This is a genomic window from Rossellomorea marisflavi (assembly GCF_001274775.1).
GTDB lineage: Bacteria > Bacillota > Bacilli > Bacillales > Bacillaceae_B > Rossellomorea > Rossellomorea marisflavi.
Genome location: NZ_LGUE01000001.1, coordinates 816,099 through 831,317, shown reverse-complemented (window position 1 = coordinate 831,317; position 15,219 = coordinate 816,099). Strand labels below are relative to the sequence as shown.

Sequence of the window (15,219 nt, the reverse complement as noted above, 5' to 3'; positions counted from 1 at the left end):
ATATGGAATATATCTGTTTACGGTGCGTCCGACCTCTAAAAATCGTCACCTTAACCCAGACACACGGTTAAATGCTGCTGATCAACAGTTTCCTCAGAAGTGGGAAAAGCACATCAGGAAGCTCTGATACATCCGACACCAGGATACTGTAGTTCCCATATATGTTCTGAATCGTTTTCCGTTGACCTTCGTCAATCTCTCCGTTGGCGAGGAAAACATTGATGACTTCGATTCCTTTTTTGCGGGCATCAAGAACGGCCTCATGGGTATCGACGATGCCATTTTGCTCGTAATCCATGGCAGCCGGCTCTCCGTCTGAGAAGACCAAAAGGAACTTTTGCTTCTCTCCTCTTTGCAGGATCCGATCTGTCATCAATCTGATGGCGAATCCGTCCCTATTGTCCTCTTCAGGATGAAGCTGCATGATTTCTGGACCACTGGACGGCTTCAGGGATGACTGGAATTCAAGGACCGGTTTAAGATAGTTGGGCTGAGAATGGGAAGTAGCGGTATTGGTATCTTCCCAGAACCCTACCACTTCGTGAGGCACCCTGACCCCTTTCAACGATTCGTGGAATAATGTGATTCCAAGCTTTGTCTCCTCCATTTTATCAAACATGGATCCAGAACAATCCACCAGAAGGGAGAACACGGCGTCCAGCTCGGTGGAAGGATCATGTTTTTTGTAGAACAATCTGGGCACATCATCTGTAAGGAGCCTCAGGAGTTTTTTATTCAACCTGCCGAAGTGGAGATCCGTTCTCGGCTGGATCCTTTTATGCTCCAGAGTCTTTTCGATCATCTTCTGGAGCTTTTTCTTATAGGTGAATACCGCTGCCTTATTCACACCATACGCTGCCTTGTCTTCTGAAGATGGTACATCTGGAGCAAGAAAGACCGCTTCTGCATAACGATTTTCCTTTCCATACGGGTGATCTCCCATGCCACGCTCTTCATGCTCTTGATCGACCGCTTTAGGAGTCTCGTAGATCTCACGGTCGGTTTGTTTGGATGTACCCTGTACCATGGCCATGGCCTGGTCCCCGTCTTCTCCTTCCCGTACACCTTCTCCCATGAGATCGGAGGAACTTCCCTGATCCAAATCGAATTGCAGGAATGATTCCCCTTTCTCTTCGGATTCCCGATGCCAGGTGCGGAACTCCTCATCCATGATCTCCTCTTCCCCTGTACTCTCCTCCTCAAGAACATCATCGTTCGCAAGGGGATCCTGGCGTTTCAGATCATCAAACGTTTGGTCCGCCTCATCATCATATACATCTTCCGGGAGATGGAAGTATTCATTCAGCATATCCTTCTTCAATACGTCTTCACATACCTCGACCATTTCCATACACACCTTCACAACGTCGGAGGTGGATTTTGTTTCGTATAGAAGGGATAGCTGCCGCTCTAGGAAGGGCATCATGAGATCGATCTCCTCCGAAATGGCCGCCGCTTCCTCCAAGGGTGATTGTGCATGAAGGAGCAAAAACAGCTGGTTGAACAACGCATCTGTAAATACGCTTTTCGTCAAATTCACTTTTAGCTGCGCATCAAAAAATTGCCGATAGATCCTTCTCCTCACACTGAATGATGCCTTCGTACCAGGACGCTCCGATTTGCAGATTTCCTCGAGCCTTACTTCTTCCCCAATTACAAAGAGCTGTTTGGCGAAACGCTTCACAGGTGACCGGTCGATTGCTCGTAGATAGCGTTCCACCGTTTTCCTTTCTGTGTGTTCAAGATTCCCGATCGTGCGAAGATACACATCGCTTTTCAACCCATAGGTCTCGTCCCTTTTATCCCGGTGATCCCAAAAATGACTGACATAGACGACTTCATTTTTCGGATCCAGATAGGAAAATGGACCATATTTCAAGGACATTTCACCATTCTTTGAGAGGGTTTTCGCCAGGTCGGCCATCTCCATGAAGAGAAAGGAATCGATGCGCTCATCATTGAATTGTATAAATCGATGCATGATTAACCCCTCATTCGAATAGTGTATCGGCAATGTTTTCAATTGCCGCTTTTTCCCTTTCATCTTCCAATTTATCTATGATCCCCCGTCGGATGGCACGCTTTGCCGGCAGGTGCACTGCGAGGTCACACGCATCAAGGAGGGCACGGATGGAAGCCGCTTCTTCTGAGACCTGTCCGTTCCTCACTTGCACCATCAAGTCTGAAGCGAGCTGGACGAACCGGTCCACCACTTTAGGATCTGTAAGGGAACTTTGAGCGGCTATGACCGCTTTTAATGTATCTCCTTCAATATATGGCACGTCAACCACCACAAACCGGTTTTTCAAGGCTTCATTCATCGGGACGGTCCCGACATACCCTTCATTGATGGCAGCAATGACGCCGAAACTTGGTTCTGCCTTGATGACTTCACCTGTGAAAGGATTTGTTATGCTTCTCCTGTAATCAAGGACTCCGTTCAGGATTGGAAGTGTTTCGGGCTTAGCCATATTGATCTCATCGATATAGAGGAGGTGTCCTTTTTTCATCGCCTGGATGACTGGGCCTTCAATGAATTCGATTACGCTCTTGCCGTCCTTCTCTGCAATCGTCTTATAGCCAAGGAGAGCCTCTGCATCGAGGTCAACGGAACAGTTGATGCTGTGCATCGGTTGGGAGAGCATGGACGATAGCGTATCGGAGAGCTTTGTCTTCCCCGATCCGGTCGGCCCCTTCAATAGAAGATTCTTACCCAGGGTCAGTGAGATCAGGCAGTCCTCGATAATAAAATCCTCACTTGAGGTATAACCCCCTTCCCTGACCAATGACTGGTCCTTTTCATGATGGAAGGCTTCCTTCCGTTCTTCGATCAAGCGGGAAATTTCATCTGGTAGTTGTGTTACGTTCACAGTTGTCATCCTTTCTGATTATCCATGAAACTATTGTATCGAAATGAAACAAGCACTGCAAAAGGAAGATGCTTTAAAGTGGCAAATCATACCTGGTGAAGGTGCGTTGAATGGTCATGCCCGCTTTTTTATAAAGCAGGGCCGCATGGGTCGGGCTATCACTGTCGACCAACAAGGCCGCATGAGTCATGCCCGCACGGTGTAACCCGTCAAAAGACTGCCGCAACAGCTGGAGTCCCAGTCCCATTCTTCGGTATTCCCTTTTCATGCCCAAATGGGTTATTTCCCCTACCTTCGTTTCACCATCGGCACGTGAAAGGACAAATCCGATCACTTTTTCCTTATCGATCATGAGAAGCCACCGATCGGTTGAGTCCCCTGGGATGAAAAACCGCTGATTGAATTCTTCCCAAGTGGTAGGATGATAATCATAATGATCCGCAAATATCTCTTCATAGGCTTCATAGAGTGCACAATCGTCGGTTTCGAGAATAAATGGACGGACGAGGTATGGACTGACCGGTACAGCTGTTTCAGTAAGTTCAGTGCTCATCTGATGCCAGTGTCTTTGAATGGAGAATCCCGCTTTTTCAAAAGCAATCCGTTCTTCAGGGGTATTGGCAGAAATGACGATGCTTTTCTCCCTGATACCCTCAGCTTTCCAGCGCTTTCCCGATTCGATCAGAGATTTGACCAGCTCTTCTATATAGCCTTCTGTACCCTCATCTTTCACGGTCAACACCAACGATGGGAGACGATGATCCCGATGGGTGAGAAACGATACCCCCCTTAGCACACCACGAACCCATAAACCGACTTTATCCTCTCTTTCCGTTTTGACTACTAAGTCCCTGATCATCTTCAAACTTGTTTGCACAGTTCCATATACGGTTTGTTCATATTCATGGAACAAACTGATCACCTCAGAAAGATCATCTGCCTTTATTGACCGTTTGACTCTGCTCATCCCTTCACCTCCACATAAAAAAACTGATGCTTTCATAAATTGAAAAGCATCAGCTTTGATCCTTACAGTACTTCAAAGTACTCTTTATAAAATCCACCCATTTTTCCACTTTCGTCGATGACGAAGTAGTAATCTTCGGATTCATTTTTCAAATCGTATACTTTCCCTGGAATCAATACGTTTTCCACTGTATATTTCGCTGCATCTGTATGTACGCATTTCACTTTTCTTCCTGTTTCATTTTCGGTCCATGTATGATGGATCATTGCTGAATCCCCTTCCTGAGCTTGACTATGTTACTAGTATAGTCTTATCTTCATGTGAGTTCAATACTCCATGATGAAACCTTGCCGTCCGCTTAACACATCCTGATAAAACGATGCCGCTGATGCGAACAAACCATTTTCTTTGATTGGATATGGATAGACGGAAACCCCCAATGGAAAATGCTGTGGATGAGGATCATAATGCTCCAGCAACACGAAATTTATATATCTCAGGCAGGATCCCGGTCCACCGCATGAACCTGATTAAGCATGACACGAATCCGTTTTTCATCCATTCCGAGTCCCAAGAGCTGATCTTGCAGTTTACGATGATATCCCTCACTCACATAAGGGTGGCTCCCTCTCAGTATTTCAAGGGCGTAGTGTTCCGGCGGCAGGGTTTCAGGTGATTTCCGTTTTACGATGAATGTCAAGACGTCCTTATACACCCTTCCGTCGATCGTCACATCAAGGAAAGCAGGTCGATACCATCCGGGGAGCACACCTTCCCTTTCGAAAAGATAATCGACTGCTTCTTGATTGACCCGATAGACCACGCCTTCCATGACCTCTCCAGGAACTTCCGTGATATCCCCCCTGCCTCCATCATCCACGACGAAAGAGTAATCCATTCGGAAATCTTGTACGATTCCAGCCCCGAGACAGTCCTGAAAGTGGATATGGACCCCTGCTTTTTTGAAACGGTCCTGATCCATGCAGGACCCGTAGGCGAAGTACAGGGTTTCAGACGGTCTGTTTTCGAGGAAGGTCTTCACTTTCCAGTCACCCGAAGGAATCAATGAACCCTGTATGTCTTCAGATGTTGCAGCAAATACGGTAGCCTTATGGCTTCCATGATCGGTGACTACCGTCGCTTCCGTCTGGATTGCCTTGGCCGGGATCACTTCTTTCGTTCTTTCGAGCTGGTCGATCACGGAAGGATCGATCTCATACAATTCACCGTATACCTTCTCATTCCCATCGGTCATGACAGGCTGCCCGTCTACTGGCTCAATGAGCACCCCGTCCACGTAAGCTTGAAGTGAAATGGTTCGGGGGTTTTGTAAAAGCGAATGATGTCGTTCATGCTTTCTTAAATTCCCATAAACGAATATAAGCATATATGGTCCCTCCACTGGTTTAATTCAATGTACTCTGCTCATTCATCATATCATAGAAAAAGGACATTGGATTCCTATAACAGAAGCCAATGTCCACCCTTTTAATAGTAAGCGATTACATTTTATTGGTTTGGGAAATCGCCTTTTCACCCATTTCCCGCAAACGGAATTTCTGGATCTTCCCTGACGCGGTCATAGGATACGAATCGATGAATTCTATGAATTTCGGTACTTTGAACCGAGAGATCTTTCCTTTGCAAAAATCCCTGATTTCCTCTGATGTACACACTTGACCAGGCTTGAGGATCACCCATGCAATCACTTCTTCTCCAAATGTTTCATCCGGAACCCCGGTGACTTGTACGTCCAACACCTTTGGATGGGAATATAAAAATTCTTCAATTTCCCTTGGATAAATATTCTCACCGCCCCTGATGATCATATCTTTGAGCCTTCCCGTGATCCTGCAATATCCCTCTTCATCCATGACGGCCAAATCTCCCGTATGGAGCCATCCTTGCTCATCTATGGCCAGGGAGGTCGCCTGTTCATTTTTGTAATATCCCTTCATGACATGATACCCCCGAGTGCACAGTTCTCCCTGTTGACCCGGACCCAGTAATTTTCCTGTAGCAGGATCGATGACCTTCACTTCGACATCGGGTAGGGCACGCCCGACCGTTTCCACCTTCACATTCAAAGGATCATCCGTCCGGGTCTGTGTGATGACCGGGGAAGATTCCGTCTGACCATAAGCGATGGTGATTTCTTTAGCGCCCATTCGCTCCATGACCCCTTTCATCACTTCCACGGGACAATTGCTTCCTGCCATGATACCGGTCCTGAGCGTTGATAGATCATATTCGTGGAAATCAGGGAGATTCAATTCAGCGATGAACATCGTCGGTACCCCGTGTAACCCTGTACAACGTTCAGATTCAACGGTGCGGAGGACTTCGGCAGGACTGAATTCTTGAACGGGGACCATGGCTGCCCCTACGGAAACACATGCCATCGTTCCAAGTACACAACCGAAGCAGTGAAAAAACGGAACCGGAATACATAGGCGGTCCATTTCAGTCAGATCCATGCACCTTGCGATATTATATCCATTATTCACAATGTTGGAGTGCGTAAGCATGACTCCTTTGGGAAATCCCGTAGTACCAGATGTATACTGCATATTGATCACATCATCAGGTTGGCACTCAGCCATCCGTACGTTCAGCTCTTCGTCAACCTCCCCTTCGCCGAGCTTCATGATATCGTCCCAGGAATACGTCCCTGGATAACGCTGATCGCCGAGAACGATGACATTCTTTAATTTTGGGAGAGCTGCGCTTTCCAGATGACCCGGCATCGCTTCCTTAAGCTCCGGACAGATATCATAGAGCATGTCAATATAAGAGGTTGTTCGGTAACCTTCCATCAATATGATGGAGCCGCTATCCGATTGCTCAAGCAGATACTTCAATTCTTCCCTCTGATAATTGGTATTCACCGTGACCAGGACTGCTCCCATTTTCCCTGTGGAAAACTGGCTGATGAGCCACTCAGGAGTGTTGGTTGCCCAGATGGCCATATGATCTCCTTTGTTGATGCCAAGCTTCATGAATCCTTTCGCTGCTTGACGGCAAAGTTCATCAAAGCGGGAGTACGTCCATCGCAACCCCCGATCTGCATACAGCACCGCATCCCGATCGGGGAAAAGCGCCGCTTTTTCTTCAAGAAGCGTCCCGATTGTTTTTGTTAAAACCGCCACATACAACCCCTCCCAAATATGTAAATACAGCTCTTACGTGAGTAATATTATCATAAAAATTAGAATTTTCAAATAAAAAAGGTGTAATCGCAGCTTTTTCAGGAAATGTTTACACATGCTAACTGCTGGCTCCAAGGCCCCTCCCTTACCCTTGATTCAACCCTTCTAAACACGTTTCAACAATTCATGTCAAAACCCGACTTAAGTTGTATTTTCAAAAAACCCCTTTTCAAAAGAAGTGAATGTATGTAGAATAAATAGAAAATATAGAACATTCTATATTTTAAACATTTCCTGGGAGGTTGCTCATGAAAATTTTAAGTAATGAACAGTTGGTCGCAGCGTATCGGAATGCTGAAAAGCAGGGGAATGATCAGGATTGGATTATGCTCCTGAAGAAAGAAATTCGAAACCGTGGACTGAGGCCTTTTAGGAAATCGTGATGAGACATTGAATGAGGAGGGTGAAGACAAATCTGTCTTCACCTTTTATTTTTGTAATGGGGACCTGCCTTTACTTCCTTTCTTCCATTGTTCTTCCTCGATGATTCCAAGCTTATGAAACAAATAAGAATAGTAGTATACCTTTTTCTTCACTTTCATCACCTCCTTTTCCCTTATGCAAAACTATTGGTTTTAATCATATTTTATTCATTAATACAAGTTTTAGTGCAAAAAAAATCCGATGCCCCACTGGGGCACCGGCAATACATTCATCAGTTCAGTCAAAAAATCAGGTTCAGCCTTCAAGCAGAAGGTCTTCAGGATTTTCAAGCAGTTCCTTCACCATGGCAAGGAAGCCTACTGCTTCTTTACCATCTATGATTCTATGATCATAGGATAGGGCAACGTACATCATTGGACGGTTTTCCACTGTATCCTTATCGATTGCCATCGGACGCAGCTGGATCTTGTGCATTCCTAGGATCCCTACTTGTGGTCCATTCAGGATCGGAGTCGAAAGAAGTGATCCGAAGACACCTCCATTGGTGATGGTGAAAGATCCACCTTGGAGATCGGCAAGGGCAAGCTTGTTTTTCCTTGCTTTGGTTGCAAGCTCCATGATTTCTCCTTCGATTTCCGCAAAGTTTTTGCGCTCACAGTCCCGGACCACTGGTACAACCAGTCCATCTTCTGTTGAGACAGCAACACCGACATCATAGAACTTTTTGAGGACGATTTCATCTCCATCGATCTCAGCATTGACATAAGGATACTTTTTAAGGGCAGCAACAACCGCTTTTGTGAAGAAGCTCATGAATCCGAGTCTTACATCGTGGTCTTCAAAGAATTTGTCCTTTTTACGCTTCCTTAGCTCCATGACAGCCGTCATATCGATTTCGTTAAATGTCGTAAGCATGGCAGCCGTTTGTTGGACTTCAACCAGCCTTTTTGCGATGGTCTGGCGGCGGCGTGACATTTTTTCGCGTTCAACCGGTTTACCATTATCAGATTTAGGCGCTTTTTTCGCTTCTGGCGCAGGCTTGGCCGGGGCAGAGGCAGGCTTATTCCCATAGGCTTCGATATCCTGCTTGCGCACCCTTCCCAGTGGATCTGTAGGGACGTCTGAAAGATCGATTCCTTTTTCCCTCGCTAGCTTGCGTGCAGCAGGAGAAGCAATCGGACGATTCTTCTTCTCGGTCGCTGCCGGCGCTTCTTTGGCAGGTTCCTGCTTTTGATCCTTCTGTTCAGGGGCTTCGGCTTTCTCTTCCGCTTTCTCCTCAGATGGGGCCGGCGCTTCCCCGCCTTCACCGACGACAGCGATGACTTGGCCTACCTCAACGGTATCTCCCTCTTCGGCTTTCAATTCTTGGATCGTTCCCGCTTCTTCAGAGATGACTTCCACGTTTACTTTATCGGTTTCCAACTCTACGATATATTCGCCTTTTTCCACGTAGTCGCCCGGCTGTTTCAGCCACTGGGCGATTGTACCTTCTGTAATGGATTCTGCTAATTCTGGAACTTTGATTTCTGCCACTGTGATGTCCTCCTCTTTCTTATCGGGTTAACGCTTCGTTCAGGATACGTGATTGTTCTTTTTTGTGTACGGTCGCTTCGCCTTCAGAAGGGCTTGATCGCCTTCTCCTGCCGACATAATGTACGCTTACTCCCTCTGGTGCAAGCTCTCTCAGGCGCGGTTCTGCAAATGACCATGCACCCATATTTTTCGGTTCTTCCTGAATCCAGACAATCTCTTTCAGGTTCGGGTATCTCTCAAGGATTGTTGCGATATCCTGATTAGGGAATGGATACACTTCCTCCACTCGAAGGATATGTAGCCAATCCAGTCCTTCCATTTCACCAAGTTTTTCTTCAAGGTCGATGGTGATTTTTCCACTTCCGAGGATGATGCGTTCCACGGCTTCATGATTTTCACCCGTACCCTTTTGTTCGAGGACGGAATGGAACTCGCCTCCTGCCAATTCTTCTGCCGTTACGGATGCATGTTGATTCCGCAGCAGGCTCTTCGGGGTCATGACCACGAGCGGCCTTACCTCTTCTTTCTGCAAGATTGCAGCCTGCCTTCTCAACAGGTGGAAGTACTGACCTGAAGTCGAACAGTTGGCAACAGTCCAGTTGTACTCACCGCCAAGCTGCAGGAAGCGTTCCATCCGTGCGCTGGAATGCTCCGGTCCCTGCCCTTCGTAGGCATGAGGGAGAAGCAGGACCAGTCCTGATTTTTGTCCCCATTTAGCACGGCCTGCCGAGATGAACTGATCGAACATCACCTGCGCCATGTTGGAGAAGTCGCCGAACTGTGCTTCCCAAAGAACCAGGGTTTCAGGGGCAAATACGTTATAACCATATTCATATCCGACAACGGCCGTTTCAGTAAGAGGGCTGTTGTGAACAACGAATGAAGCATGTGTATCTTTCAGATTATGAAGGGGGATATACTCTTTACCGGACTGTTCATCATGCAGGACAAGATGACGCTGGGCGAACGTTCCCCTTTCGGAATCCTGACCGGTAAGTCGAATCGGAGTCCCATCCTTCAGGATGCTTGCAAAAGCAAGGGTCTCTGCATGGGCCCAATCGATCTTCCCTTTCCCTTCAAACGCAAGTCCCCTACGCTGAAGGATTTTCCCCAGTTTCTTGAAGACATTGAATCCTTCCGGCCACTGAAGCATTTCATCGTTCAAGCCCTTCAAGATATCAGGGTCGACTGACGTCTTGATATCAGGCAGGCCATTTGCAACGAATTCAGGAGGAGCGAGGATCGTATCTGGATCATCATCTTTTGCCGGGACCTTGTCATAAGCGGCCTTCAGCATATCTTCGATTTCTTTATCCATTGCAGCGATTTCGTCTTTATTCACAATTCCTTCAGATAGTAACTTTTCCGCGAAAAGTTCCTTTACATTCGGATGTTTGTGAATGATCTTATACATCAATGGATTCGTGACCATCGGTTCATCCATCTCATTGTGTCCGAAGCGGCGGTACCCGATCAGGTCGATGACGAAATCCTTTCCGAACGTCTTACGGTATTCATACGCTAGGACCGCTGCCGTCAGGCATGCTTCAGGGTCATCTGCATTCACATGGACGATCGGCACCTCGAACCCTTTTGCCGTATCGGATGCGTATTTCGTCGACCTTGAATCCCTGCTTTCGGTTGTAAATCCAATCATATTGTTGGCGATCAAATGAATCGATCCGCCTGTACCATAGCCGCGAAGCCTGCTCATGTTCAGCGTTTCGGCTACGACTCCCTGACCAGGGAATGCAGCATCACCGTGGATCATGATGGCATACGATGTTTCCGGGGATTGTTCCGGATATCCCTTATCCTCCCTCGTTTCCTGTGCTGCCCTTGTGTATCCGGCAACGATCGGACTCACCACTTCAAGGTGACTCGGGTTATTGGCAAGTGTCACCCTCGCGCGGGCCGTCGGAAGCTGGCGGGGTGATATCTCACGGTCTGCACCGAGGTGATATTTGACATCCCCCGTCCATCCGAACGTAATCCCAATAGATCCTTCTGATGGAATGAGGTCTTTACTCGGGGCGTGCTGGAACTCCGCGAAGATCATTTCATACGGTTTGCCGACCACATGGGCAAGGACATTCAGGCGACCACGGTGGGCCATGCCGATATTGACCGTCTTGGCACCGGCCTCAACGGAGTGGCGTACCATCTCGTCGAGGAGGGGAACCATCGTATCAAGACCTTCGATCGAGAAGCGCTTCTGACCTACGAATGTGCGATGAATGAACTTTTCGAAGCCATCCACTTCGGCAAGCCTCCTTAAAAGGAGCAGCTTCTGGTCTTTCGTCAATTTCGGGAAGAACTGACCTGACTCGATTTTCTCACGCAGCCAATTCTTTTCTTCTAGCTCGTGCACATGCGCGTATTCATAGGCAAGTTTTTTCGTATATACCTTTTTCAGATGTTTGATGGCCAGCAGTCCGTCCGTGACATGTTCCGGTGCGTCAGGACATAGGAAATCAACCGGTATCTTCTTGAGATCCTCTTCGGTCAAGTCGAATGCGGAAAGATCAATTCTTCTCGTATCCTTCTCCCGGTCATTAAGAGGATTGATATCGGCTGCCAAATGGCCATATGTACGGATGTTGTCGGCCAGTTTGACGGCCGCCACCATCTTGCTCAGTTCTGTCGGCTGTGCCGGCAGGGAAAACGAAGCGTCGGCTGATTGGGCATCTGCCAAGACTTGTGCGTCTTCAGCTTTCGGTGGGCCCCATTGATCAAAAAGTTCTTTCAGCTCGGGATCTACTGCATCGGGATCCTGCAGATATTCTTCATACACTTCGATCACATAGCCAAGATTGGGTCCATAAAACGATTCCCATGGTCCACCCTGATTGGTCGATTGCTTTTTCATCGTGAAAAACCTCCAACTGATTTGCCACTTAGTATTATTTGGATATCATGTATTCATCCCAATTCATATTATGGAAGAATAGTAAAATTTGTTCGTATAAAACGCTTACAAGGATATTTTATCACTGTAAAGGACTATTATAAAGCCCTTAAATCAAATTTCTCAAAATTTTTACTCTACAGTTCTTAAGGTGTGGAATTTCTTTGAGAAGGCCATCTCCCCTTTATTCCCATAATGTCATTCAGTTGATGCGTCAATTAACCCATTATTCTGAAATAATTTTATGTGAAGCGCTTTCTATTCTTGCTCATCATGCATGAGGTGATAGACTTTTTTCATAAACCATCTTACTACTCTTCCTAAAAAAAACCAAACAATTTTTACTGAATTTCAGCATTTTTTGAGTTTGTCAGTCTGCGAACCTTCCGCCCATCGATGAATAGAATGTCTTAAGTGAATGATCCAAGAAATGAGGTGCGACGATGTTTCCATGGAACGTATTCCCTTTTATGAAAGGGATGAAACAGAATATGAATCCTCAGGAAGTGGACTCATACGTACAGGACATGATGAAAAAGATGTTTCCCGGTGGGTTCGAGAGCATGATGAATGCCAACAGCACCATGGGAGGGGCCCCACCCCAGCAGACGCCCCATCAAAGCAGCGAACAGAATGGAAGCGTCCCTGCACATGTGTTTGAATCCTTCGAGGATGTGTATGTCCGTTTTGAATTAAAAGATGAAGGGCTGATGAAAAAGGTAAAGATTTATCACACCTCCAATCAGGCCATCATAGAAAACATCCCCTCCGACGGGGACCGCCAAGTCATGACACTTCCTTGTCTCGTGAAGAAAAAAGGGGCCTCTGCACACTTTCGTGACGGCATCCTGGAGGTGAAAATCCCTAAAAGCACAGATATGCAGTTTACAGAAATAGACGTCTCAGATCGATACTGAGACGTCTAGGATCAGGCTTTATCCAACTTAATACGGATGATGGTACCCGTCGGCTTATTGAGGTCGGCTTCAATGATCCCCCCGTAGTTTTGAATAAGCTTGGAAGCAATGGCAAGTCCCAAGCCATATCCACCCTTCTCACGGCTCCTGGCTTTGTCCACCCTGTAGAAGCGGTCAAAGATCTTCGGCAGATCGGTTTCCGGAATGCCTATTCCTTCATCCTTGACCTCGATGACGACTCGGTCCCCTTCATCATCCAGGACCATTTCAATCACAGAGCCCCTATCTGAATACTTTACGGCATTATCGAATATGATCGTCAGTACCTGTTCAAGATGCCGAGGCTGCATGACAGCCTCCGTGGGGCCGGACAGGCCATCATTCAGTCTGAATGTGTAATCTGTATGAAGGAACTCGAAGTCTCCGAGCACCTTGCCGGCCACCTTACGGACATCCGCACGCACGTTGTTCAGATCCTGCTTTTCACGATCTGCCCTTGATAATTCAAGAAGTTCCCCCACCAGGCGCTTGATCCTCTCCAGCTCTTCCAGTGAGACTTCCAGGGATTCCTCCAGGATGGTCGGATCTTTTTTCCCCCAGCGATTAAGGAGGGAAAGGTGGCCTTCAAGCACCTGGATCGGTGTCCTCAGCTCATGGGAGGCATCCTCTACAAACTGTTGCTGTTGCTGGAACGATTTTTCAATCTGACTCATCATGGAGTTGAAAATATAAGATAATTCCGAGATTTCGTCAGCAGAATCTCCGATATCCACCCTCTCATGAAAGCCCTTCCTTTCGATAGATCGCATGGTTTCAGATAGGTTATTCAACGGCTTGACGAATTTTCCGGCCATGATATACCCGATGAGCGCGCTGATCAGGAGTGCAACGATCCCGATGATGGACATCATCCAGAATAGATTTCTCATGACGGTTTCATACCGGTTAAGCGGCTGGATGATTTCAACATATCCATTGAATTCACTGGAACGGATCGGAGACCTTCCGATCAGCATCTTCTTGTTTTCAGACTCGATGAGATGGACGGATTTGCCTCTGACCGGCTCGAATGGGACATAGAATGATGTATCACTTTCCCCGCGGATCTCGAGGACCTGGTTCCCCTCTGTATCAAGGATCCTGATCGTTTGATCCTTTTCAGCAATCTGCTTCATAAGATCCTGGCTGTCAAAGATGTCCTGTTTCTGGATATTCGGCCCACGCTGTTTGAAGAAGACGGTGATTTCGTCCAGCACGCGGCCGAAACTGCTCTCTTCTTCATTAATGAGCCATTTATCAATGGCATGATATTGAAAGAAACTGAATAAAAAAAAGGCTAAAAAGATAGCAGAACCAGCCGCCAATGCCCATTTAACCTTTAAAGACGTATGTTTGAACCGATAAACCAGTTTATTCATGATCTCATCACGTAACCGGTGCCCCGTACCGTCTGGATGTAACTGTCATCCCCGGGACCATCAATCTTATTCCGTAAGTACCGGACATAGACGTCTACGACATTTGTTTCGACTTCCGTATCATATCCCCATACCTTGTTCAGGAGCACTTCCCTCGTCAAGACGATATTCTGATTCTCCATGAACGCAAGGAGAAGATCGTACTCCCTCTTCGTGACTTCAATTTCCCTATCGCCTTTCAGCACCTGCCTGGATTCCTTTTTTACAACAAGATCACGATAGGAGAAGCTCGTTTGATGGGAGAGCTGAGCTTCATTTTCGGACCGGCGGAACACCGCCCTCAACCTGGCCAGGAGTTCTTCGATGGCGAAAGGTTTGATGATATAATCATCCGCGCCGCTGTCAAGTCCCGATACCCGGTCCATCACACTGTCACGAGCCGTGATCATGAGGATCGGGGTCGCCTTGACCTGACGGATCCTGCGGCATACTTCCAAACCGCTCAGACTCGGGAGCATAAGATCAAGGAGGATGATATCCCATTCCTGATTCAATGCAAGGTCCAACCCTTCGCGGCCATCATAGGCCTGCCCGATCTCGTAGCCTTCATATGTCAATTCAAGTTCGATGAATCGGGACAGATTTTTTTCATCTTCTATTACTAATATTCGTTTCACACCATCACCTGCTCTGCTGCCTTATATTCCTTATTTTAGTCTATTTTTATCAAAAATAAAATCTTGAATGGCATGAATGATTTCTACACCTTGATACGCAAAGAGTGAAATGGCTGTAAGACTGAAGAATAATACAGGTATAAATCGTATCCACATGATTTTTACCTCCTTTGATTTACCAACATTATCTCCCCTCAAGATTAAATTTCCATGAGAATGAGATGAATTTTCTTTAACATAGCAAGAAAGATTTTCGAGATTAGGTTCGGTTTACATAATATTATTATATAACATCTATGTTAGTTGTCCGTTCTACAGTGGTACAGTACATATATG

Annotated in this window: 13 protein-coding genes; 2 read left to right on the top strand and 11 right to left on the bottom strand. The window is 46.8% G+C overall.

What is annotated here, in order from left to right; translation table 11 throughout:
• Positions 1-67: 67 nt before the first annotated feature.
• From AF331_RS04235 to AF331_RS04210, 6 genes are all read right to left on the bottom strand, one after another.
• Positions 68-1,981, bottom strand: coding sequence for a vWA domain-containing protein (locus AF331_RS04235; RefSeq protein WP_053426904.1), 1,914 nt, complete (start codon positions 1,979-1,981; stop codon positions 68-70).
• Between the two features lie 10 nt (positions 1,982-1,991).
• A complete protein-coding gene (locus AF331_RS04230) occupies positions 1,992-2,879 on the bottom strand; it encodes an ATP-binding protein (RefSeq protein WP_053426903.1) in 888 nt (295 codons plus the stop codon).
• 64 nt (positions 2,880-2,943) lie between these two features.
• Positions 2,944-3,837 (bottom strand): GNAT family N-acetyltransferase, encoded by an 894-nt coding sequence (locus tag AF331_RS04225; protein ID WP_053426902.1) that lies wholly within the window; start codon positions 3,835-3,837, stop codon positions 2,944-2,946.
• Positions 3,838-3,899: 62 nt separating this feature from the next.
• Positions 3,900-4,103, bottom strand: coding sequence for a DUF6501 family protein (locus AF331_RS04220; protein ID WP_053426901.1), 204 nt, complete (start codon positions 4,101-4,103; stop codon positions 3,900-3,902).
• A 230-nt stretch (positions 4,104-4,333) separates the two neighbouring features.
• Positions 4,334-5,224 carry a gamma-glutamylcyclotransferase gene (locus tag AF331_RS04215; protein WP_053426900.1) on the bottom strand — a complete coding sequence of 297 codons (891 nt, stop codon included), beginning with the start codon at positions 5,222-5,224 and terminating at the stop codon, positions 4,334-4,336.
• A 115-nt stretch (positions 5,225-5,339) separates the two neighbouring features.
• Positions 5,340-6,986, bottom strand: a complete 1,647-nt coding sequence (locus AF331_RS04210) for an AMP-binding protein (protein WP_053426899.1) — start codon at positions 6,984-6,986, stop codon at positions 5,340-5,342.
• Positions 6,987-7,294: 308 nt separating this feature from the next.
• On the opposite strand from AF331_RS04210, the gene sda reads away from it, so the two are divergent.
• On the top strand, positions 7,295-7,429 hold the full coding sequence (gene sda / locus AF331_RS04205) for a sporulation histidine kinase inhibitor Sda (protein WP_048003790.1): 135 nt from the start codon (positions 7,295-7,297) through the stop codon (positions 7,427-7,429).
• A gap of 295 nt (positions 7,430-7,724) precedes the next feature.
• Here the strand turns inward: sda and odhB are convergent, their stop codons facing one another.
• Both odhB and AF331_RS04195 read right to left on the bottom strand, forming a co-directional pair.
• Entirely contained in the window at positions 7,725-8,963 is a 1,239-nt protein-coding gene (gene odhB, locus AF331_RS04200) for a 2-oxoglutarate dehydrogenase complex dihydrolipoyllysine-residue succinyltransferase (RefSeq protein ID WP_053426898.1), read from the bottom strand.
• Positions 8,964-8,982: 19 nt separating this feature from the next.
• Positions 8,983-11,832 (bottom strand): 2-oxoglutarate dehydrogenase E1 component, encoded by a 2,850-nt coding sequence (locus AF331_RS04195; RefSeq protein WP_053426897.1) that lies wholly within the window; start codon positions 11,830-11,832, stop codon positions 8,983-8,985.
• Positions 11,833-12,314: 482 nt separating this feature from the next.
• Between AF331_RS04195 and AF331_RS04190 the strand changes: the two genes are divergently transcribed.
• Complete coding sequence (locus AF331_RS04190) at positions 12,315-12,788, top strand: Hsp20/alpha crystallin family protein (protein ID WP_053426896.1); 474 nt, start codon at positions 12,315-12,317, stop codon at positions 12,786-12,788.
• 11 nt (positions 12,789-12,799) lie between these two features.
• Here the strand turns inward: AF331_RS04190 and AF331_RS04185 are convergent, their stop codons facing one another.
• The 3 genes from AF331_RS04185 to AF331_RS23000 are packed head-to-tail and all read right to left on the bottom strand — an operon-like array spanning position 12,800 to position 15,039.
• On the bottom strand, positions 12,800-14,206 hold the full coding sequence (locus AF331_RS04185) for a HAMP domain-containing sensor histidine kinase (RefSeq protein ID WP_235576309.1): 1,407 nt from the start codon (positions 14,204-14,206) through the stop codon (positions 12,800-12,802).
• Positions 14,203-14,883 carry a response regulator transcription factor gene (locus tag AF331_RS04180; protein WP_053426895.1) on the bottom strand — a complete coding sequence of 227 codons (681 nt, stop codon included), beginning with the start codon at positions 14,881-14,883 and terminating at the stop codon, positions 14,203-14,205. The genes AF331_RS04185 and AF331_RS04180 overlap by 4 nt, the downstream gene beginning before the upstream one ends.
• Before the next feature lie 30 nt (positions 14,884-14,913).
• Entirely contained in the window at positions 14,914-15,039 is a 126-nt protein-coding gene (locus tag AF331_RS23000; protein WP_258523402.1) for a hypothetical protein, read from the bottom strand.
• Between the last annotated feature and the right edge of the window lie 180 nt (positions 15,040-15,219).

Bases quoted from the DNA above. Each gene is read 5' to 3' on its own strand.
- AF331_RS04235 (WP_053426904.1), bottom strand. From the start codon at position 1,981: ATGCATCGATTTATACAATTCAATGATGAGCGCATCGATTCCTTTCTC.
- AF331_RS04230 (WP_053426903.1), bottom strand. From the start codon at position 2,879: ATGACAACTGTGAACGTAACACAACTACCAGATGAAATTTCCCGCTTG.
- AF331_RS04225 (WP_053426902.1), bottom strand. From the start codon at position 3,837: ATGAGCAGAGTCAAACGGTCAATAAAGGCAGATGATCTTTCTGAGGTG.
- AF331_RS04220 (WP_053426901.1), bottom strand. From the start codon at position 4,103: ATGATCCATCATACATGGACCGAAAATGAAACAGGAAGAAAAGTGAAA.
- AF331_RS04215 (WP_053426900.1), bottom strand. From the start codon at position 5,224: ATGCTTATATTCGTTTATGGGAATTTAAGAAAGCATGAACGACATCAT.
- sda (WP_048003790.1), top strand. From the start codon at position 7,295: ATGAAAATTTTAAGTAATGAACAGTTGGTCGCAGCGTATCGGAATGCT.
- AF331_RS04195 (WP_053426897.1), bottom strand. From the start codon at position 11,832: ATGAAAAAGCAATCGACCAATCAGGGTGGACCATGGGAATCGTTTTAT.
- AF331_RS04190 (WP_053426896.1), top strand. From the start codon at position 12,315: ATGTTTCCATGGAACGTATTCCCTTTTATGAAAGGGATGAAACAGAAT.
- AF331_RS04185 (WP_235576309.1), bottom strand. From the start codon at position 14,206: ATGAATAAACTGGTTTATCGGTTCAAACATACGTCTTTAAAGGTTAAA.
- AF331_RS23000 (WP_258523402.1), bottom strand. From the start codon at position 15,039: ATGTGGATACGATTTATACCTGTATTATTCTTCAGTCTTACAGCCATT.